At 74.1% G+C, this 18315-nt stretch carries 19 protein-coding genes and 2 pseudogenes; 13 read left to right on the top strand and 8 right to left on the bottom strand.

Features of this window, described 5'->3' with window-relative positions; genetic code table 11:
* Positions 1 to 433, top strand: a 433-nt coding sequence (locus ACSNOD_RS15950; protein ID WP_436767591.1) for a hypothetical protein, incomplete at its 5' end; no start/stop codon positions are given.
* A gap of 57 nt (positions 434 to 490) precedes the next feature.
* On the opposite strand, the gene ACSNOD_RS15945 is transcribed toward ACSNOD_RS15950, so the two are convergent.
* On the bottom strand, positions 491 to 1429 hold the full coding sequence (locus ACSNOD_RS15945; RefSeq protein WP_436767594.1) for a helix-turn-helix domain-containing protein: 939 nt from the start codon (positions 1427 to 1429) through the stop codon (positions 491 to 493).
* 151 nt (positions 1430 to 1580) lie between these two features.
* Here ACSNOD_RS15945 and ACSNOD_RS15940 point away from each other — a divergent pair.
* From ACSNOD_RS15940 to ACSNOD_RS15925, 4 genes and pseudogenes are all read left to right on the top strand, one after another.
* Positions 1581 to 1965: pseudogene (locus ACSNOD_RS15940) on the top strand (cupin domain-containing protein).
* 87 nt (positions 1966 to 2052) lie between these two features.
* Positions 2053 to 2934, top strand: a complete 882-nt coding sequence (locus tag ACSNOD_RS15935; RefSeq protein ID WP_436767590.1) for a DUF2268 domain-containing protein — start codon at positions 2053 to 2055, stop codon at positions 2932 to 2934.
* 85 nt (positions 2935 to 3019) lie between these two features.
* Positions 3020 to 4102, top strand: a complete 1083-nt coding sequence (locus ACSNOD_RS15930) for an ATP-grasp domain-containing protein (RefSeq protein WP_436767589.1) — start codon at positions 3020 to 3022, stop codon at positions 4100 to 4102.
* 82 nt (positions 4103 to 4184) lie between these two features.
* A complete protein-coding gene (locus tag ACSNOD_RS15925; protein ID WP_436767588.1) occupies positions 4185 to 5849 on the top strand; it encodes an MFS transporter in 1665 nt (554 codons plus the stop codon).
* On the opposite strand, the gene ACSNOD_RS15920 is transcribed toward ACSNOD_RS15925, so the two are convergent.
* Positions 5737 to 6954: an alpha/beta hydrolase family protein gene (locus ACSNOD_RS15920; protein ID WP_436767587.1), complete on the bottom strand. Its 1218-nt coding sequence runs from the start codon at positions 6952 to 6954 to the stop codon at positions 5737 to 5739. The two genes, ACSNOD_RS15925 and ACSNOD_RS15920, sit on opposite strands and share 113 nt — an antisense overlap.
* A gap of 167 nt (positions 6955 to 7121) precedes the next feature.
* On the opposite strand from ACSNOD_RS15920, the gene ACSNOD_RS15915 reads away from it, so the two are divergent.
* The 3 genes from ACSNOD_RS15915 (at position 7122) to ACSNOD_RS15905 (ending at position 9261) form a co-directional block, all read left to right on the top strand.
* Positions 7122 to 7643, top strand: a complete 522-nt coding sequence (locus tag ACSNOD_RS15915) for a GNAT family N-acetyltransferase (RefSeq protein WP_436767586.1) — start codon at positions 7122 to 7124, stop codon at positions 7641 to 7643.
* 105 nt (positions 7644 to 7748) lie between these two features.
* Positions 7749 to 8327, top strand: a complete 579-nt coding sequence (locus ACSNOD_RS15910) for a TetR/AcrR family transcriptional regulator (RefSeq protein ID WP_436767585.1) — start codon at positions 7749 to 7751, stop codon at positions 8325 to 8327.
* Between the two features lie 124 nt (positions 8328 to 8451).
* Positions 8452 to 9261, top strand: coding sequence for an SDR family oxidoreductase (locus ACSNOD_RS15905; RefSeq protein WP_436767584.1), 810 nt, complete (start codon positions 8452 to 8454; stop codon positions 9259 to 9261).
* Positions 9262 to 9388: 127 nt separating this feature from the next.
* On the opposite strand, the gene ACSNOD_RS15900 is transcribed toward ACSNOD_RS15905, so the two are convergent.
* Positions 9389 to 9781, bottom strand: a complete 393-nt coding sequence (locus ACSNOD_RS15900; RefSeq protein ID WP_436767593.1) for a DUF2267 domain-containing protein — start codon at positions 9779 to 9781, stop codon at positions 9389 to 9391.
* Between the two features lie 145 nt (positions 9782 to 9926).
* On the opposite strand from ACSNOD_RS15900, the gene ACSNOD_RS15895 reads away from it, so the two are divergent.
* Positions 9927 to 10565 carry a hypothetical protein gene (locus tag ACSNOD_RS15895; RefSeq protein ID WP_436767583.1) on the top strand — a complete coding sequence of 213 codons (639 nt, stop codon included), beginning with the start codon at positions 9927 to 9929 and terminating at the stop codon, positions 10563 to 10565.
* A 104-nt stretch (positions 10566 to 10669) separates the two neighbouring features.
* Here the strand turns inward: ACSNOD_RS15895 and ACSNOD_RS15890 are convergent, their stop codons facing one another.
* Positions 10670 to 11287, bottom strand: coding sequence for a DinB family protein (locus ACSNOD_RS15890; RefSeq protein ID WP_436767582.1), 618 nt, complete (start codon positions 11285 to 11287; stop codon positions 10670 to 10672).
* Positions 11288 to 11537: 250 nt separating this feature from the next.
* Here ACSNOD_RS15890 and ACSNOD_RS15885 point away from each other — a divergent pair, with 250 nt between their 5' ends.
* Complete coding sequence (locus ACSNOD_RS15885) at positions 11538 to 11954, top strand: VOC family protein (protein ID WP_436767581.1); 417 nt, start codon at positions 11538 to 11540, stop codon at positions 11952 to 11954.
* 55 nt (positions 11955 to 12009) lie between these two features.
* Here ACSNOD_RS15885 and ACSNOD_RS15880 read toward each other — a convergent pair.
* Positions 12010 to 12720: pseudogene (locus ACSNOD_RS15880) on the bottom strand (DUF6597 domain-containing transcriptional factor).
* A gap of 281 nt (positions 12721 to 13001) precedes the next feature.
* Here ACSNOD_RS15880 and ACSNOD_RS15875 point away from each other — a divergent pair.
* Positions 13002 to 13691, top strand: a complete 690-nt coding sequence (locus tag ACSNOD_RS15875) for a TSUP family transporter (RefSeq protein ID WP_436767580.1) — start codon at positions 13002 to 13004, stop codon at positions 13689 to 13691.
* An 8-nt stretch (positions 13692 to 13699) separates the two neighbouring features.
* On the opposite strand, the gene ACSNOD_RS15870 is transcribed toward ACSNOD_RS15875, so the two are convergent.
* Together ACSNOD_RS15870 and ACSNOD_RS15865 are read right to left on the bottom strand one after the other, a co-directional pair.
* The gene (locus tag ACSNOD_RS15870; RefSeq protein WP_436767579.1) at positions 13700 to 14689 is read right to left on the bottom strand and encodes a hypothetical protein; all 990 of its coding nucleotides are present in this window, start codon (positions 14687 to 14689) and stop codon (positions 13700 to 13702) included.
* A gap of 19 nt (positions 14690 to 14708) precedes the next feature.
* Positions 14709 to 15347, bottom strand: a complete 639-nt coding sequence (locus tag ACSNOD_RS15865; RefSeq protein ID WP_436767578.1) for a PadR family transcriptional regulator — start codon at positions 15345 to 15347, stop codon at positions 14709 to 14711.
* Between the two features lie 207 nt (positions 15348 to 15554).
* Here ACSNOD_RS15865 and ACSNOD_RS15860 point away from each other — a divergent pair, with 207 nt between their 5' ends.
* Positions 15555 to 17009, top strand: a complete 1455-nt coding sequence (locus tag ACSNOD_RS15860; RefSeq protein WP_436767577.1) for a cytochrome P450 — start codon at positions 15555 to 15557, stop codon at positions 17007 to 17009.
* Here the strand turns inward: ACSNOD_RS15860 and ACSNOD_RS15855 are convergent.
* Positions 16999 to 17349 (bottom strand): hypothetical protein, encoded by a 351-nt coding sequence (locus ACSNOD_RS15855; RefSeq protein WP_436767576.1) that lies wholly within the window; start codon positions 17347 to 17349, stop codon positions 16999 to 17001. The two genes, ACSNOD_RS15860 and ACSNOD_RS15855, sit on opposite strands and share 11 nt — an antisense overlap.
* A gap of 197 nt (positions 17350 to 17546) precedes the next feature.
* Here ACSNOD_RS15855 and ACSNOD_RS15850 point away from each other — a divergent pair.
* A partial coding sequence (locus tag ACSNOD_RS15850) for an AfsR/SARP family transcriptional regulator (RefSeq protein WP_436767592.1) occupies positions 17547 to 18315 on the top strand: 769 nt, incomplete at its 3' end.

The raw sequence follows: 18315 nt of genomic DNA, 5'->3' as shown, positions 1-18315 counted from the left end.
CCCGACCCCCACCGTCTCCGAGCCCTGCCCCGGCGCCACGGCCTCCGGTGCCACGGCCCCCGGCGGTGGCGCGCGCTCCGGGCCCCCCGACGGGCCGCCCAACCACGCCGACAACCGCGCCTTCCGCGGCACCGTGCCGCTGACCGCCGAGAGCCGCTGCCGGGGCGAGCGCGAGGCCCGGCGGGTCACCGCCGCCCTCGCGGCCCCGCGCCCCGGCACCGTCAGCGACTCCGCGGTACGCGACGCCCTGGCGGGCCTCGGCTACGCCCCCGACACGATCGAGGTCGACCCCCCGGCCTCCGGCCGGGTGACGTTCACCGTCGGCCTCTACCCTGTCTGCCTGGAGGGCTCGACCGACGGCAGGACCAGCGAGGTCGACGTCCACGGTGTCTACATGGAAGGCGGCTGCGAGCGGCCGGCCGGCGGCCACTGAGAGCGGGAGCCGACCGGCGGCCCCGGAGAGCGGGAGCCGGCCGGCGGCCCGTCTCCCTCACATCACCCCGGGCCCGAACCGGCGCCGGTACGCGGACGGGCTGATGCCCGTCTCCCGGCGCATCAGCGTGCGCAGATGGGCGGCGGTGCCCAGGCCGCTGCGCCGCGCGACGACCTCGAAGCGGGACTCGCCCCGCTCGATCAACCGGCATGCCAGGGCGAGTCGTTCCCCCGTGAGCCACGCCAACGGCGTCGTGCCCAGTTGGGCCCGGAACCGGCGGTGCAGCGTCGCCGGACTGACCGCCGCGCGCGCCGCGAGGTCGGACACGGTGAGCGCCGAGTCCAACCGCTCCTGGGCCCAGGCCAGGACAGGCGCCAGGGACTCGTCCGGCAGGTCCGGCATGGGGCGCTCCACGAACTGCCGCTGCCCGCCGTCCCGGTGCGCCGCGAAGACCAGCCGCCGGCTCACGGCGTTGGCGACCTCCGCGCCGTGATCGCGGCGGACCACGTGCAGCCCGAGATCGAGCGCGGCCGCGCTCCCCGCGGCGGTGAGGATGTCACCGTCGTCCACGAACAACACGTCCGATTCGAGCCGGACGGACGGGAAGCGGGCCCGGAAGGAGTCCGCCCACTGCCAGTGCGCGGTGGCCCGGCGCCCGTCGAGCACACCGGCCTCGGCCAGGGTGAACGCGCCACTGCAGAAGCCGATCAGGCGCGCGCCGCGCGCGTGCGCCCGCCGCACGGCGTCGAGCACGGCGGGCCGGCGGGGCACCTCGACGTCGGGGCGGTTGGGCACGATCACGGTGTCCGCGGCGTCGGCCGCCGCGAGCTCGGCGACTTCGGTGAGCGTGAAGAAGCCGTCCCGCATCAGGGTGCGGGGCTCGGGGGAGCAGAGCGCGAAGTCGTAGAGATCGCGGCCGATCTCCGGTCTGCGCAGACCGAAGACCTCGGTGGCGCAGCCGAGCTCGAAGGGGTTCGAGTTCTCGTCCACGATCACGACGACCCGGTGCACGCCCGGCGAGCGGCTCGCGTTTCCCGCGCTGCTCGCTTTGCTCGCTTTGCTCGCGCCCGAGGCTTGCGAGGATTCTTTCGCCATATGCGATTCCTAGCACTCACGCCGGCCGTACGGCATGGCCAAGGATGGGCCCATGAGCAGCGAACCGATCCTCCTCGCCAAGGCCCTGGCCTCCTTCGACACCGTGTGGAGCCCCCGCATCGTCACGCGCGTGAACGACTACGACGTCCGCGTCGCCAAGGTGAAGGGCGAGCACATCTGGCACGTCCACGACGACACCGACGGTGCTGGAGGGAGAGCTGCGCATCTCCCTGCGGGAGCCGGCCGGTGAGCGCACGGTCGTGCTGCCCCGGGGCGCGGCCTTCACCGTCGCCCGCGGCACGGAGCACCGCCCGTACGCGCCGGCCGGCGCCGCGATCCTGATGTTCGAACCCACGGGGACGCCGTCCGTGGGCGACCGCCACGACGAGGTCCCGGACCACGTGGACGCGACGACGGGACACCCGCTCGCGCTCTGAGGAACGGGCCGGGCACGACCCCCTGTTCAAGGAGGGCCCCGCCCGGGCTTGACCCTCCTGTTACGGGAGGCCCTACGGTCCCGAGCCATGAAGATTGTTGTTCACGACACCGCCACCGCCATGCTCGACCTCCTGCGGCGACCGGTGGAGGAGCGGCCCGAGGCCCTGCGGGAGATGCTCGGCCCGCTGCACAGCGCGATGTCCGTCGCGGGCGGCGACCTGGTCGAGACGCACCGCATGGGCAGCGGCTTCCGCCTCGACGTCGACGACCCCCGGTACGAGCCGGCCCTGCACCGGATGCGGGAGGCGCGGGTGTGGGAGCGGATCGAGGACTCCCTCACCGCCGCGTGGGAGCGGATCAGCGGCGCGGCCCCCGGCATCGGGCACGCCGAGACCGTGCACGTCGTCCTCGTGCTCGGCGACCCCGACGACCACCATCTGACGGTCCGCAGCGCCGGCTCCTTCGGCCTGGGCGGCTTCCCCGGGGCGATCTACCTGGTCATGTGGCCCACCGGGACGAGCCTGGAGAAGATCCACCACGTGGCCGCGCACGAGTTCCACCACAACGTGCGCTACGCGAACGTCGTCTGGAACCCCATGACCGTCACGGTGGGGGAACACGTCGTCGCCGAGGGGCTCGCCGAGGCCTTCGTGCGCGAGCTGGCCGGCGAGCAGGCCATGGGCCCCTGGGCGAACGCGCTGAGCGGCGCCGCCCTGGACCGCGCCTACGAGAAGATCACCGCCGACATCGACGTGGCCGGGATGGGGAACCTGACCGCGTACGTGCTCGGCGACGCCACCGCGCGGCTCATGGGGCAGCAGCCCGTGGGGCTGCCGGACTTCGCCGGGTACCCGGTCGGTCTGCGGATCGTGGACGCGCATCTCGCGGCCTCCGGCCTCACCGCGGCCCAGAGCACCGCCCTGCCGGCGCGCGAGATCCTCACCAACGCCGGCGTGCCGAGTCGGTGATCGATAAAAGACGGCACGTGCACAACAATCACCGGAAAGGGGGTGACGGTCAGCGAACATCGCAGAGCGGAATCGGAAGGCGCCGATGAGCCCGTACCCGTATGAGCCGAGCATCGACGGAGCGGCGGAGAGGCTGCGGGTGGGCGTCTTCGTGCCGCCGGCCCCCGACCCGGAGCGGTCGCCGGGGCCCCTCGGCCCGGTCGCCACCCGCCCGGGCATGGTGCCGCCGCCCGACCACCGGGTGCTGATGGACCTCCTGGCGGGGCTCGCGGACGTCGACCTCGTCCCGGACGTGGACGTGCGGCGCTCCCACATCCGCGACGGCCGCGTGTACTGCGGCGACCGCTGCGTGAGCGATCTCGACGTGTACGTGTGGTACGCGGAGGTGGAACGCGCCCTGGGCGGCTACCAGCTGGAGGTCCTGCGGACCCTCGCCCAGGACGTCACGGTCGTGCCCGCGCCGGCGGCGTTCGAGCGGGGGCTCGACAAGTACTGGGCCCACCACACCCTCCGGCGCGCCGGGGTGCGCGTCCCCGAGACCCTCCTGTTCGACCACCGCCATCTCGACCCCGTCGAGGCGGTGCTCGACGAGTGGGGGAGCGCGCTGCTCAAGCCCCGCTGGGGCTCCTTCGGCCGCGGAGTGCTGCTGGTGGAGAACTTCCCCACGGTCCGCGACGTGCTGGGGTTCCACGCCGCCGCCGCCCCCGGCGGGGCCGGCCACGCCTTCCTGCTGGAGCGCTTCTACCCCAACGACGCCGACGACTGGGTGAGCGCCGTCGTGATCGACGGCGAGCTGATGTACGGCTACCGCAAGCGCGGCGAGCGGCGGGCCGCGCTGGGCGGCGGCGGCCGCGGCGCCTGGAAGGTCTTCGACGCCGACGGCCACGGCGGCCATGTCGACCGCTGCGAGGTGTCCGCCGCCCACCGGGACCAGGCGCTGCGCGCCCAGCGGGCCCTCGGCATGCCCATCGTCGGCTTCGACATGATCCTCCACCGGGGCGAGCCCGTCGTCGTGGACGAGAACACCTTTCCCGGCCTCTACCCCGAGCTCTTCGCGGAGGCCGGCCAGGATCTCGGCCGGCAGTTCTTCCGCGTGGTCCTCGGCGCGATCGAGACCCACCGCCGCCGGGCCGCCGGCGGCCGGCTCTCCCGCGCGCCGGGCCCGTAGCGGCCGCACGGGGTACTTTTCCGCACTGGTGTGCGCGAAACGGGTTTTCGCCCAGGTGTACCGCCCCTTTAGAGTGCGCGTCATGACCGACCCGAGCGAGGGCGCGCAGTCCGCGGCCGACAACAGACCTGGCACGCGGGCACCGGAGAAGGCGACACCGAAGGCCCGAATACCGGGGACGCCGACACCGGGTGCCCCGAAACCGGGGGCCCCCGCACCGGGGGCGCCGGCGCCGCAGAAGCGGAGCCTCCGCCCGCTGGCGGGCATCCTCACCGCGATCGCGGTGTCCCTGACCGGCACCCGCGTCTCGGCCATCGTCCTGCCCTGGTTCGTGCTCGTCACCACGGGCAGCGCCGCGCAGACCGGACTGGTGGCCTTCTGCGAGATGGCCCCCTATGTGCTGGTCAAGGCGTTCACCGGCCCGCTGGTGGACCGCGTCGGCCCGCGCGGCGTCTCCTGGACCACCGACGCGGTCAGCGCCCTCGTCGCCTGTGCGATCCCCCTGCTGCACGCCCTGGACCTGCTGTCCCTCTGGCTGCTGCTGGTGCTGGTCGCGCTGATCGGCGCGGCCCGCGGCCCCGGCGACCTGGCCAAGGAGGTCATGGTCCCGGAGGCGGCCGAGCGCAGCCGGGTGCCGCTGGAGCGGGCCACCGGGCTGTCCGGCGTGACCGAGCGGCTCGCCTCCACCGTCGGCCCGGCGGTCGGCGGCGCGCTGATCGCATTCGTGGGCCCGCTCACCGGCCTCTACGCCAACGCCGCCTGCTTCGCCCTGGGCTCGGTCGTCGTCGCCCTGGCGCTGCCGCGCGGCATGGGCCACGCGGTGCGCCGGGACGAGGAGCCGGCCGGCGACGGAGCGTCGGTGGTCGGCGGAACCCCGGCCGGCGACGGCGTACGGGCCGGGGCGGATGCCGGCGTACCGGCCGCGGGCAGGCCCGGGAGTGGCGCGGAGGCCGCGGCGCCGGCCGCGGCCACCGGCTACTGGCGACGGTTCGGCGAGGGCTTCGCCTTCCTGCGCGGCGAGCCCCTGCTGCTCACGATCATCATCATGGTCGCGTTCACCAATCTGCTCGACGCGGCCTTCATGACCGTGCTGCTGCCGGTCTGGGCCCAGGAGTCGGGCAACGGCCCGACGGCCATCGGCCTGACCGGCAGCGTCGCGGGCGTCACGGCCATCGGCGGCAGCCTCGTCGCCGCCGTGGTGGCGCACCGGATGCGCCGCCGACCGGTGTTCTTCGCCGCCTTCCTGCTCGCCGGCGCGCCGCGCTTCCTCGTCCTCGCCGCGGGCGCCCCGATGTGGGCGGTGCTGGCCGTCTTCGCCGTCAGCGGTTTCGGCGCCGGCTTCCTCAACCCCATCCTCGGCGCCGTCTCCTTCGAGCGCGTGCCGCGCGGGCTGCTGGGCCGGGTGCGGGCGCTGGGCGACTCCGTGGCCTGGGCGGGCATCCCCCTCGGCGGGCTGATCGCCGGCGCGGCGGTGATGTCCGCCGGCCTCGCGCCGACGCTGGTCGCCTGCGGCGTGGCCTACTTCCTCATCACCAACCTCACCGGGCTGCGGCCCGAGTGGCGGGAGATGGACCGCGAGCGGGGCAAGGGCGCGGCGGGCGGGCCCGCCGCGCCCCCCGCGCCCCCTGCGGACCTCACGGCCGGTGGAAGCGGACCTCGGGATTGCCCGGAGTCGGACCCTCCAGCAGCGGTTGTGCCACGCCCCGCAGATGCAGATCGAAGAAGGCGGCCACGTAGTCGCGCGTGATCTGCTCGGAGCGCCGCGCCGACAGCGTCGCGTCGGGGTCGTCCACGCCCGACTGCTCGAAGAGCACCGGCACGTCGCTGAAGGTGAAGTGCCCCGAGCCGGCGACCGTCAGCCAGCGCTTCCAGCCGTCGAGCCGCGGCCAGTCCCGGTCCCAGGTCGGGTCGAAGCCGGCGCCCGGCCTGTGGTGGGTCTCGGTGCCCAGCATCATGAACGGCCGGCCGTTCAGGCCCTCGGCGGGCACGGGAAGGCCGAAGGAGCCGTCCATGTTGATGCCCGCGAGCACCCGGCGGTCGGCGGCCATGGTCCCGGCGGCGCTCGCACCGCCGATGGAGTGCCCGGCCATCCCGATCCTCCGCGCGTCGATCAGGCCGGCGTGCCGCCACGCCGGGTGCCGCCCCGTCAGCCGGTCCAGGACGAAGGACACGTCCTTGGCCCGCCCCTCGACCACGACGCTGCCCTTCGTCCCGCCCTCCAGGGCCTCGCACGCGACGCAGGGGAGCGTACGGCCGCCCGTGAACGTCGCGCCGACGGCCTCGTAGGCGTGGTCCACCAGCGCCACGACATGGCCGCGGCTGGCCAGGTCCTCGGCGAGGTGGGTCAGCGTGGTGCGCGGCGCCGAGAACCCGGGGGAGAGGACCACCATCGGGAAGGTGCCCCGCGCGGGCCGCGCGCCCTCGCGCGCGTGGGTGCGGGTGCCGCTCATCGCCTCCGGCGATATCTGCTGGTCCAGCTTCGCGAACGTCAGCAGCTCCCGGGCCGCCTCCCGGGTCATGTACGACGTGGGGCGGCCGCTCCCGGCCCGCGCGGGGTAGTACATCGACACCATCAGCTCCCGCGCCCCGGCCTCGGGCACCCACGGGTCGCGCCGGCTCTTGTCGACCAGGTGCAGAACGTCCCGTCCGACCGCGTGCGGGCCCGTGGGCCGCGGCAGCTCCAGCCGGGACGACGCCCGCGCGTCGGAAGCGGTGGCGGTGGCGGTGGCGGCGGCCGACGGGGAGGCGGCGGGGAGGGAACCGGGCGCGGCGGCGGCCGCACCGGCGGCGAGGGGCAGCGTCAACGCCAGGGCGAGCGCGGTGACCAGCGCACCGCGGTGAAGTGTCGTCATGAGCATGGACAATAGATCGCCGGAACGGCGGCGGCATCGTCCCGTGGACGGAACCGGCCTCGGCCCTGAGGCGGTCACCGGTCCACCCGGGCGGTGGTTGACACGGTCGCGCACCGGTGATCACCGGCCCATGGGCTCCCGTCCGTGCCCCGTGCGAGAATCCCCGGATGGGCTCGACCACGGACTCCCCGCACATCGTTCTGCGCCCCGCGACCGCTGAACTGCGGCCCGTCATCGAGCGGTTGGCGCAGCTGTACCGCCACGACCTGTCGGAGTTCCTCGGCCATCTCCCCGCCGCCGACGGGACCTTCGGGTTCGGCGGCCTGTCGCTGTTCTTCGACGAGCCGGAGCGGGAGGCCCTGCTGATCCAGTACGGTTCGGCGTCGGCCGGTTTCGTCCTGACCCAGCCGATGCCCGAGGGCTCCACCTCGATCTCCGCGTTCTTCGTCGTACGGGCCCTGCGCCGGCGGGGCGTGGGCCGACAGGCCGCCCTGCGGCTGCTGCGCTCCCGGCCCGGCGCGTGGGCCATCGCCTTCCAGGAGGCCAACGCGGGCGCCGCGCGCTTCTGGCGAGGAGTCGCCACGGCGGCCGTGGGCTCCGCCTGGCACGAGGAAACCCGCCCCGTGCCCCCACCGGCCCCCGCGTCCCTGCCGGAGGACCACTGGATCTTGCTCAACACCGAAACCTGAGACGGTCGGAGCGCCGGCCGGCGTCGTCTCGACCGCCGGTCTGCGGCCTCCGATGTGGGCGCCATATATTTGACCCGCAGGTACAGTTGGCTTAGATTCCTTCTCATGGGACGCACCAAGAGCTTCGATCCCGACCGGGCCGTGGAACAGGCGATGGAACTGTTCTGGACCAACGGCTACGCGGGGACCACGCCGCAGCAGCTCACCGAGGCGTTGGGGATCGGGCGGGGCAGCCTGTACCACGCCTTCGGCAGCAAGCGCGCCCTGTACGAACGGGCCCTGCGGCGCTACTACGACCGGGAGACGGTCCGGCTCATCCAGGTGCTGGACGGTCCGGGGCCGGCCAGGGAGCGCCTGCGGGCGGCGCTCGACCTGGTGGTCGCCGCGGCGCGGGAGGACGGCCGGCGGCGCGGTTGCATGGCGGCCAACGCCGCCGTGGAGTTCGCCGGCGCGGACGAGGGGATCGAGCACCTGGTGCGTCGCATCTTCGAACGCCAGGAGGCGGCGTTCCGCAGCACCGTCGAGGAGGGGCAGCGGGCCGGGGAGATCGACGCGGAAGCCGACGCGGGGGAGCTGGCCGCGCTGTTCCTCGCCACGATCAACGGTATCCGCGTCCTGGCCCTGGCCGACCCGGCCTCGCCTCGCCTGGCCCTGCTCGCCGGGGCGGCGCTGCGCGCGCTCTGAGCGCGTCCCGCGATCGCGCCGGGGGCCTCCGGGGGAGCTTCGGGGGAGTGCGCTGCGCGCCACGCGAGGCGCGCAGGGGTGGGGCTCACCACGCCCATTTTTTGTACCTACAGGTCAAATGTTAATGACGAAGAAGACGATGAAGGAGACGACCATGGATCTGCGGCTTTCCGGAAAGACGGCGGTGGTCACCGGCGGCAGCAAGGGCATCGGCCTCGCCGTCGTCCGAGAACTGGCGGCGGAGGGAATGCGGGTCCACGCGGTGGCCCGCACGGCGATCCCCGAAACGGCCGAGCTCGGGGACGGCGTCACCACGGTGGAGCTGGACCTCACCGCCCCGTCGGCCGCACGGCAGCTCGCCGAGCGGGTGGGCGCGGTCGACGTCCTGGTCAACAACCTCGGCGGCGTGGCCGATTCGAGCATGGCCGCGGGCGGGTTCCTCGACATCGACGACGCGGCCTGGCAGTACACGTACGAGCTGAATCTGTTCGCCACCGTCCGCGTGACGCGCGCCCTCCTCCCCGGCCTGCTCGACCGCCGGGGCACCGTCATCAACGTGTCCTCCATCGGCGCCCGCGCGGCGTTCCAGCCGGTGGACTACGGCACCGCCAAGGCGGCCCTGACCAATCTGAGCAAGGCGCTCGCCGAGGAGTTCGGCCCCCGCGGCCTGCGGGCGCTGACCGTCAGCCCCGGGCCGACCCGTACCCAGAACTGGGGCGCCGCCGACGGGTACGCCGCCCGGCTCGCCCGCGCTGCCGGGGAGGAGCTGGAGGAGTTCCTGGCCCGGGTGCCGGAGCGGATGGGCATCACCACCGGGCGGCTCACCGAGCCCGAGGAGACCGCCGCCCTGATCGCCTTCCTCGCCTCGCCCCGCGCGGGCAACCTCACCGGGGCCGACTACCTCGCGGACGGCGGAGTCATCAAGACCGTCTGAGACAGCCCCGACACGCGAGCCCGGCCGCGTCGTACGACCGCTCACCGGCGGCGTCGGCCTGCCGCCGCGGGGCGACCCGCCGCCGGGGCGAGCGGCCCCGGTCGTCCCTACGCGCCCTCCTCCGTTCCTACGCGTCCTCCTCCGGCTTGCCGAAGAGCGTGGGGAAGCCGGAGGGGAGCTGGGCGAGGAGGTCGTCGACCTCGCCGTCGGAGACGGTGTCGGCGAGGGTGGACAGCACGGCGCCGGCGTCCCACTCGGCCGTACGGGGCCGGGCGCCGGTCCGCCGGGCGATGCGGCCGAGGAATTCCTCCACGCCGTACGACTCGACGTTCCGCCGGTCGCCGACCTCCAGGGCCTGCCCCAGGTCGCCGGGCAGCTGGGCGGCCAGGTTCTTGGCCTCGTCGGGGGTGATGCGCTGGGCGAGGATCGCGAGCACCGCCTGGGTGACGTGCTCCGCCTCGGCCTGGTCGGTGTACTCGCCGCGCTCGCGGACCCGGGCCAGGAACTCGTCGTACCTCATCGCGTTCGTCTCCCGTCCTTCCGTGATCATCAAGGGTTGATCGGCTCCTGTACGTGTGCCCGCCGCACGGCGTTTCCTCACGTCACGGCGGAGTGAGCGGCCGTGCGGGTGGCGACCGTCCGGCGCGCACGCGACACTGGCCGGCATGGCAGGGTCGCGGCTGCGGTTCGACGGCTGGATCGCCGGAGCGGGTACGGCGTCGGGCACCCGCATGGTCCTGGGGCACTGGGCGCGGTCGCCCTTCGGCGCCTTCAGCGACCTCATGGTCGAACACGCGGACGGCACACGCGCCCTCATCGCCCCCACCGAGCGGACGGCGGCCTTCATCGCCTCGACGTACACCTTCGACCACGTACGCGTCGCCCCCGTGGCCGTACGGCGGGCCGGCCGCTGCTGGTCGGTGTCGGCCGGCCCGGCCACCTGGAGCTTCACCGTCGGTCGACGCGGGGCGCCCGGATGGGTCCTGTGCTCGGTGCCGGCCGCGGTGGCCACCCGACCGGCCTGGGTCCGGTGCGCCGACCTGCCGGCGAGGCTCTGGCTGGGCCTGCACACCCACGGCCGCACACCCGGCGGGCGTCGCGAGTTCTACGGCGCTCGCGACCTGAGGTTCCTCGGCAGCGCGCGGGCGACGTGGGAGGGCCGGGACCTCGGCACGACCGCCCCCGTGGAGCCGCCCGTGAGGTTCGGCGCGGTCTCGGTGCCGCGGCGCCCCGCGCTGGTCCGCGTCACCACCACGGTGGAACTGCCCGACCCCGGCCTTGCCCCGGCGGCCAAGAGCCGATAGCGACTGCCGGTGGCCGTGGCCGGTAGCGGCAGTCGGCGGCCGGCCGCCGCCGAGGACGCGGCCCCTTCCCGCGGCGTTCCCTGCCGAGCCGGGGCCCGCGGCCCTCAGCGCTGTCGCGCGCGGTACAGATCCCGGAGCAGGGCGATCTCGGCTCCGTGGTGCAGAACTTCCTGGTTGACCCACCAGACGATGTCGACGAACGGGTCCTCCGCGTCACTGCCGTGGGGATAGGAGCAGTACCCGACGGTGTCGAGCGCGGTGTCGTCGACGCCCAGCAGCGCCGTGCGCCAGGCCGTCGCGGCCGCCTCGAAGGCGGCGACGGCCCCGGCCGCGTCCCCGACGACGGCGTAGTCGTCCCGGGTGAGGCGGCGGCTGCCGGCGGTGTGATCGGCGCGCAGGGTCAGCATCTCGCTCAGATGGCTCAGCCGCCATGCGATGGTGGTGAAGGGAGGCGGAGAGGGGTGCGGGTACGGCGCGGTGTCGCGGCCCCAGTCGCCGGTGCCGGCCAGGAGGGTCGCGCGCGGGCCGGGCCCGTCGGCGCGCCGCCGGACCGACCAGCAGTCCGGCACGGGCTCCCAGAAGTACTCGTCGTCGGTCATGGGGCCGACCTCGGTGTCCGAACCGTCACCGCTGTCCATCACCGGCCCGGCCATGCGGTGCGTCAGCCGCTCGTACGCGAAGTCGAACTGCTCCAACAACGGGGCGATGCGAGGCGCTGTCACTGATGCTCCATGACGGGTGGGCGGGCCGGTGGGGCGGCGGGCACGCGGAGAGGCGCGAACGGGCCGACGACCCGGCAGCCTGACACAACGGCCGGCACGCCGCCTCTCATTTTCCGCGGGCGAGCATCCGGCGGGCGGTGTCGTTGCGCGGGCGGACGACGGTGGGGAGGTCGGTGTCGTCGGCGAGGCGGAAGCGCGGGTGTCCGATTCCTTCAAGACCGAGCAGCCGCCCCCTGCTTACGCTGCGCCCATGAACGTCGCACCAGCACCTCAATTCAACGTCATCAGCCTCGTCGTATCGGATATGGCCGCGTCGCTCGCCTTCTACCGTCGCCTCGGCATCGCGTTCCCCGACGGCTGCGAGGGCGACCCGCACGTGGAGGCCGCCCTGCCGGGCGGGCTCCGTCTCGCCCTCGACACCGAGGACACCGTCCGCTCCTTCCACCCCTCATGGCACCCGCCGGAGGGCGGCGGCCGGGTGGGGCTGGCGTTCCGGTGCGCGCGCCCCGAGCACGTCGACGCGGTCTACGAGGACCTGGTCGGCGCGGGGTACCACGGCGAGCTGAAGCCGTGGGACGCGTTCTGGGGCCAGCGGTACGCCGTGGTGCGGGACCCGGACGGCAACGGTGTCGACCTGTTCGCCCCGCTGGCCGACGGCACGACGTGAGCCCACACGATCTCGTGAGCCGGCTCGACCACGTGAGCCCGCGCCACCGGGCGACCTACCGTGCGATCAGGTCGCCGAGCGATGCCCCCGCCAGCTCCCGTACGTCGCGCGCCAGATGGGCCTGGTCGGCGAAGCCCGCCAGGGCCGCCGTCCGTGCGAAGGGAACGCCGGCGCGGGCCAGCGCGAGCGCGCGCTACAGGCGCAGGATGCGGGCCAAGGTCTTGGGGCCGTAGCCGAAGGCGGTCAGGGAGCGGCGGTGGAGCTGTCGTGCCCCCAGGCCCACCGACTCGGCGGTCGCCGCGACGGAGCGGCCGGCCGCCAGGAACGCGACGACCGCCCGCAGAAGCGGATCGAAAGGCTCCGCGTCCGCCGCGAGCCGCAGCGCCAGGGCCTCCAGGGCGGCGGCCGGATCGGGCGCCGCGTCGAGGCGTTCGGTGAGGCGGCGCGTCTCGGCCCCGGGCCGGAGATCGGCCAAGTCCACGCGCCGGTCCCGCAACTCGTGCGCGGGCACACCGAGGAGGGCGGGCGCGGTGCCGGGGTGGAAGCGGATGCCCACCCAGGGGCCGCGGAGCCCGGGGTCGGGGCGGTACGCGCGGGTGTCGGGCCCGGCGACCAGGAGCCTGCCCGGTGTCCACAGCAGGTCCATACAGCCATCGGGCAGCACGGACAGCGCCGTGCCGCCACCGGGGTGTCCGGCCGCGCGCCCCCGCGTCCACACGACGGCGCCCGCCAGCCGGGACGCGCGCTCTGCGTACTCGGAGGCCACGTTACGAAGGCTACGCGGCCGGCCCCGACCCGGCCGTGCCGGGACCGGCCGTGCGAAGAACACGCTGCGGTTCGGCGGACGCGGCCCCTTGCGCTTCATCGCGACACCCCCTCTGGACAGCACGTGCCTTCCGGTGGCTGCGACTTGGGGCACCGTTTGCCAAGGGTTTGCACGGTGCGGCCGATTGATGGCGTACCGGCCCCTGCGCCCCCGGGGCGGCCCCGTACGCGGCGCGCTTGTCGCTCCCCGGACCCGGGCGGTGGGTGTGGGAAGGTGCGGTGGTGCTGACTGGTGCGCTGGTGGTCCTCGCGACCTTCCTCACCGCGGTGCTGTCGGCGGTCGCCGGGTTCGGCGGCGGGGTGCTGTTGCTGTCCGTGTTCATCGCCGTCTTCGGCCCCCGGGACGCGGTGGCCATCGTCACCGTGGCGCAGTTGGCCAGCAACGCGGGGCGCGTCTGGTTCAACCGCCGCGAGGTCGACCGCCGGCTGGTCGGTGTCTTCTCGCTCGGCGCCGTGCCCGCCGCGGCGGGCGGGGCCCTGCTGTTCAGCATGGCGCCGGTGTCGGCTCTGACCCGGACGATCGGCGCGTTGGTGCTGGTGCTGGTCGTGGTGCGCCGGTGGTGGCCCAGCCGCCTCCAACTGAGCGACACCCGCTTCGCGATCGTCGGCGCCGCCTCCGGCGTGGGCTCCGCCGTCATGGGCACCGTCGGTCCGCTGGTCGCGCCCTTCTTCCTCGCCCGCGGCCTGGTTCGGGGCGCCTACATCGGCACCGAGGCCGCCGCGGCCCTCGTCATGCATCTGGTCAAGCTCGTGGTCTTCGGCGCCACCACCGTCCTGACCGGCACGGGAGCGCTCATCGGAGTGGCGCTGAGCCCCGCGTCCGCCGCGGGGGCCTGGGTGGGGAAGAAGATCGTGGACCGGCTGCCCACGTCTGCCGGCGCTCGCCGGCCTCCCGGCTCCGGCAGACGCTGAAGCACCCCTCAAACGCTGAAGCGCCCCACGAGCGCCCTCAGCGTGTCGAAGGCGGGCTTGGGAGCGTAGTCGTCCGTGGCGAGCCCGAACCGGTGGAACAGCCCGGGCCGCGCGCTGTCGGCGTCCCGCAGCGCGAAGTGCGTGTAACCGCTCAGGCGCAGCCGTTCCGCCTGCGCGGCGACGACCCGTACGACGGTCTCCACGACCTCGGCCTGCCGGTGCAGAGGCCGGTCGGGCCCCGTGGGCCACCCGTGTTCGGTGATGTGCAGCGGCAGGTGCCCCAGCCCGGCGGGGGCCAGCGCCGCGTCCCGGTGATGGCGCAGCAGCCCCTCGACGGCGTCCGCGAGGTCGGGCGCGGCGATGGGCCGGAAGACGTCGGGGAAGAAGTCCAGGCCCACGTAGTCCAGGTCGGCGATGAAGCCTTCCCCTCCGCGGTGGGCCAGGTCCGTGAGGAAGGAGGCGGACGGGCCGAAGAGCGGCGTGGTGTTGAATCCGACCCGCAGGTGCGCGAAGCCGAGCTCGCGGGCCCGCGCCTTGGCGGCGGACACGCCACGGACGATCGCCTCGTGCACCCGCGGGTAGTGGCCGTCGAGCGTCGGGTTCGACGTGACGTTGGGCTCCTCCGTCACCTGCAGCGTGCTCGTGACCGGCCCGTACTGCTCGACCAGCTCCCGCAGGAAGGCGCAGTAGCCGTCGACGTTCCCGGCGCTGGACTGGTACTGCGCCACCAGATCCAGGTGGCGCCCCCGGACGGCGTACTCCGCCGCGCCGGCGGGCGCCGTGGTCGGATGCGGCCGGCCGAGCCGGGTGGCGTCGTCGAAGCGGGTGTAGGCGCGAACCAGGAAGGGGCGTCCCGGCCGGCCCTGGAGGCGGTCGAGCGCGCTCGACACACGGGCCGGATCGTCGGGCGGGCCGACGGCCAGACCTCCGGTGTCATCACCGGCGACGCCGCCCGGGTATATCCCGAAGAGCAGTTTGCCGTGCGCTGCGGTGGTCACGTGGGCGTTTCCTCTCGGTTCAGCGTTCGTGCGGGTGCGGGTGCGGTGCTGCTCCGGGTGCGGAGTCGGGCGCGGTGGGTGCCGCCACGGGAGCCGGCCACGCCAGCGAGCCGGAGCGGATGTCGGCCATGACCGCGTCGATCCACGCGGCCTCGGCCCGCGCGAGGCACAGCGCGTACTCCGCCTCGATGACATGCAGACGGGGCACACCGGTCGCCAGGGCGGCCGCGAGGCGCTCCTCGTCGCCGGCCGTGCGCTGCCGGAGGCGTCGGACGCGCTCGGCCAGGGCCTCCAGCGCACCGTTCGGCCCCAGGGCACCGAGATAGGTGACGGCCCCCAGGAACGGGGAGAAGTCCCGCTCGGGATTGCGGATCTGACCGTCCAGACGCCGTACGAGCTCCTCGTGGCCCGCTTCCGTCAGCGCGTACACGGTCCGCTCGGGGCGGTTCCCCGAGCGCTCGCGGCCCTGCGCGGCCACCCATCCCGCCTCGGCCAGCGCGGCGACGGTGTTGTAGAGCGTGCCGCGCGTGACGACGGCCGCGTGGTGCTCGCTGCGCTGCCGCAGCTCGGAGAGCATCCGGTGAGGGTGGGAAGGCCGTTCCAGCAACAGGCCGAGCACGGCGGGAACGATCGGGTTGTCAAGAACGCGACGCGGCATGGTCGAACTGTATCAGTCCAAATAAACTATCTGCGCTGTCCGTGGTGCGCGGGCGCGGTCCCCATCCGCGTGCCCTCGGTGCTGTCCCCGCTGCGCGCGCCACGCGCAGCGCTCACAATGGCCGGATCGGGCGATAGTCGGCCATTCCTGGCGCCCGCCGCCAGGGCGGCGCGGAGTACGAGGGCGAATACGAGGGCGGAGACGCGCGTGAACGGCGACTGCGGCAAAGAGGTGCCCTGGGCACCCGGCGGACTGTTCCCGGTGGGCCATCTGCCGGCGCTGCGACACGGCATCGGCCCTCTGGCTCTGCGGATGGCCGGGGCCGGGCCCTTGGTGCGGGCGCGGTTCGGGCCCCTGGTCCTGTACTTCGTCAACGACGGCGCCCTGGCGCACGACATCCTCGTCGACAAGGTCGGCGTCTTCGGTCACGAGGACTTGGCCAGGGGCGTGCGCACCGCTGCCCCGCGCGCCATGAGCACGCTGGACGGGGAGGCGTACAAGGAGCGCCGCAGGCTGTCGCACCCGGCGTTCAGCCAGAGCTCCGCACGGTTCCTCACCTCCGTGGTGGCACGGACCGCCACGCGGTACACCGACCGCTGGCGGCCCTACGCGCCCCTCCGGTTGGACCAAGAAATGCTCACGCTCTGCGCCGACGTCCTGCTTCGCTGCCAACTGCGCTCCGCGGTCGGCCCCGAGACGGTCGCGGCTGTCGCGTCGGGCGCCCGCGTGCTGACGAAGGGCATCGTGCTGCGCGCCCTGGCGCCCTCCTGGTACCACCACGCGCCCACTCCCGAGAATCTCGCCTATCGGCGGGCCGTGCGTCGGTTGCGCGACGCTGTCGCGGAGGTGCACCGCCGGCACGCGCCGTCACCGGACGGGGCGGACGTGCTCACCTTGCTGCGGCGAGCGGCGTGCCCCGACCACGGTGGTGCGCGGATCACCCCCGAGTCCGTCCTCGACGAGACCGCGGGCCTGCTGATCGCGGGCGTCCTGGCTCCTGCCATGGCCATGGCCTGGGCGTGGCACGAACTGGCGGGGAACCGGGAGGTGGAGTCGGCCGTCCAGCGGGAGGCGGACGCGTACGCGTCCGAAGGCCGGCTCGTACACGAGCCGGAGGGGGCCGTGGGGCCGGGGGAGGCCGCGAAGCCGGAGCGGGGTGTGGAGTCGGGGGAGGCCGCGAAGCCGACGGAGACCCGCCTTCCGCACACCGTCCGGGTCATCACGGAAACGCTGCGGCATCACGCCCTGCCCCTGCTGCCGCGGAGAGCCCGGCGCGAGGCCGTGATCGGTGGTTACCGCGTTCCCGAAGGGGCGCGCCTGGTCCTGAACCTGTCCGGCCTCCACCACGACCCGGCGGTGTACGCGCGCCCTCACGTCTTCGACCCTGACCGATGGCTGACGATGACAGTCCGGGACGCGGGCACGGCGTACATGCCGATGGGCGCGGGGGTACGGCACTGCCTCGGCGCCTCGTTCGTCGGCCTGCACCTCCCCGTGATGCTGGCCGCCGTCGCCTCCCGGTATCAGTTCCGTCCCGTGGGCCGGCGGAGGCCGGCGGGGGCTGCCAAGGGTGTCGTGCCCGACCCGTACGGGCTGACGATGATCGCCGTGCCGCGCACCCCGGACGGCGGGGCCGGGGCGGGTGGTGGTCTCAGACCGTGATCCGGCCGAGCGCCAGTTCCACGAAGAACAGCGCCGCCAGGACTCCCAGGCCGATGCGCCCCGCGCGGGCGCCGTTCCGCAGGAGGAACATGGCCGCCACCGTTCCCACGGTCACGAGCGGCACCACGTACCAGCACACCGCGATCAGGGCGTCGCCGAACAGCGGGGAGCGGACGCCGTCGGCGCAGCTGGGGCAGGAGATGGCGAGCAGCGGCCCGATCAAACCGGTGACGACCCCGGCCAGGAGCACGACCACGGCCAGGGCCACCAGCCCGACCCGCTCGAGGGCGGTGCGCCGCCGTCCGCCGTCGCGCTCGGGAGCGCTGTTCACGTTCTGCATGCGCTCGACGCTACGGAGGGCGCCCGCACGCCGGCATCCGCGTCGGTACTCATCTCGCCCCGCTCCGGCCTGAGTACGGGATCGAGTCCGGCCCCGTGGCGAAAAGACGACCATGTCTGATCTTTCATGAAAAGCTGGTTTACACTTTCGCTCGATACGCGGCCGGAAAAGACACAGGAGCCGGAGCATTGGGCACGGTGGACGACGGCATCCGCATCCGGCTGTTGGGTCCGGTCCGCATCCTTCCCCACACCGGCGGCGGCGCGCCGTTCACCCCGGGGGAGCAGGCCCTGCTGGCGGCCCTCGCGCTCCGGGCCGGCCGGCGCGTGCAGACGGACCAGCTCATCGAGGACCTCTACCACGACGACGCCCCGGCCTCCGCGCGGCGCATCGTCGTCAATTACGTCCACCGCCTCCGCGCGCGGTTCGACACGGGTGACACGGGCGGCGCCGGCCCGGTCGGCGTACGCCCTGCCGCCTCCCTGATCGAGTCCGGCAGCGGTGGATACACCCTGCGCCTCACCGCTGACGCCGTCGACGCCCTCCGCTTCGGACGCCTCACCGCGCAGGCCCGGGCGTGCGCCGGGGACAGGAGGCCGGACCGGGCGCTCGCGCTGTTGGAGGAGGCGCTCGGCATGTGGCAGGGGCCCGCCCTGCCCGGGCTCCCCGGCCCGTACGCCGAGAGCCAGCGGCGCATCCTGGGCGAGCAGCGGGCCACGGCTGTCGAACAGCACCTCGGCATGCTCCTCGAGAGCGGCATGCACGAGGTGGCGATCCCGCGCATCCTGCTCGCGCTGGAGGGCGACCGGTACCGCGAGAGGCTGTACGTGTTCCTGATGATCGCCCTGTACCGGTCGGGGCGCACGGCGGAGGCCCTCGACGCCTACACCCGGGCCACGGCCGTCGCGTCGACCAGTCTCTCGGCCGCGCGCGCCGCGGTCACCAGCGGCACGGAGTCCTCGAAGC

It is taken from the genome of Streptomyces sp. URMC 123, assembly GCF_051386515.1.
Lineage (GTDB): Bacteria > Actinomycetota > Actinomycetes > Streptomycetales > Streptomycetaceae > Streptomyces.
This window is presented reverse-complemented; position numbering and strand designations above follow the sequence as displayed.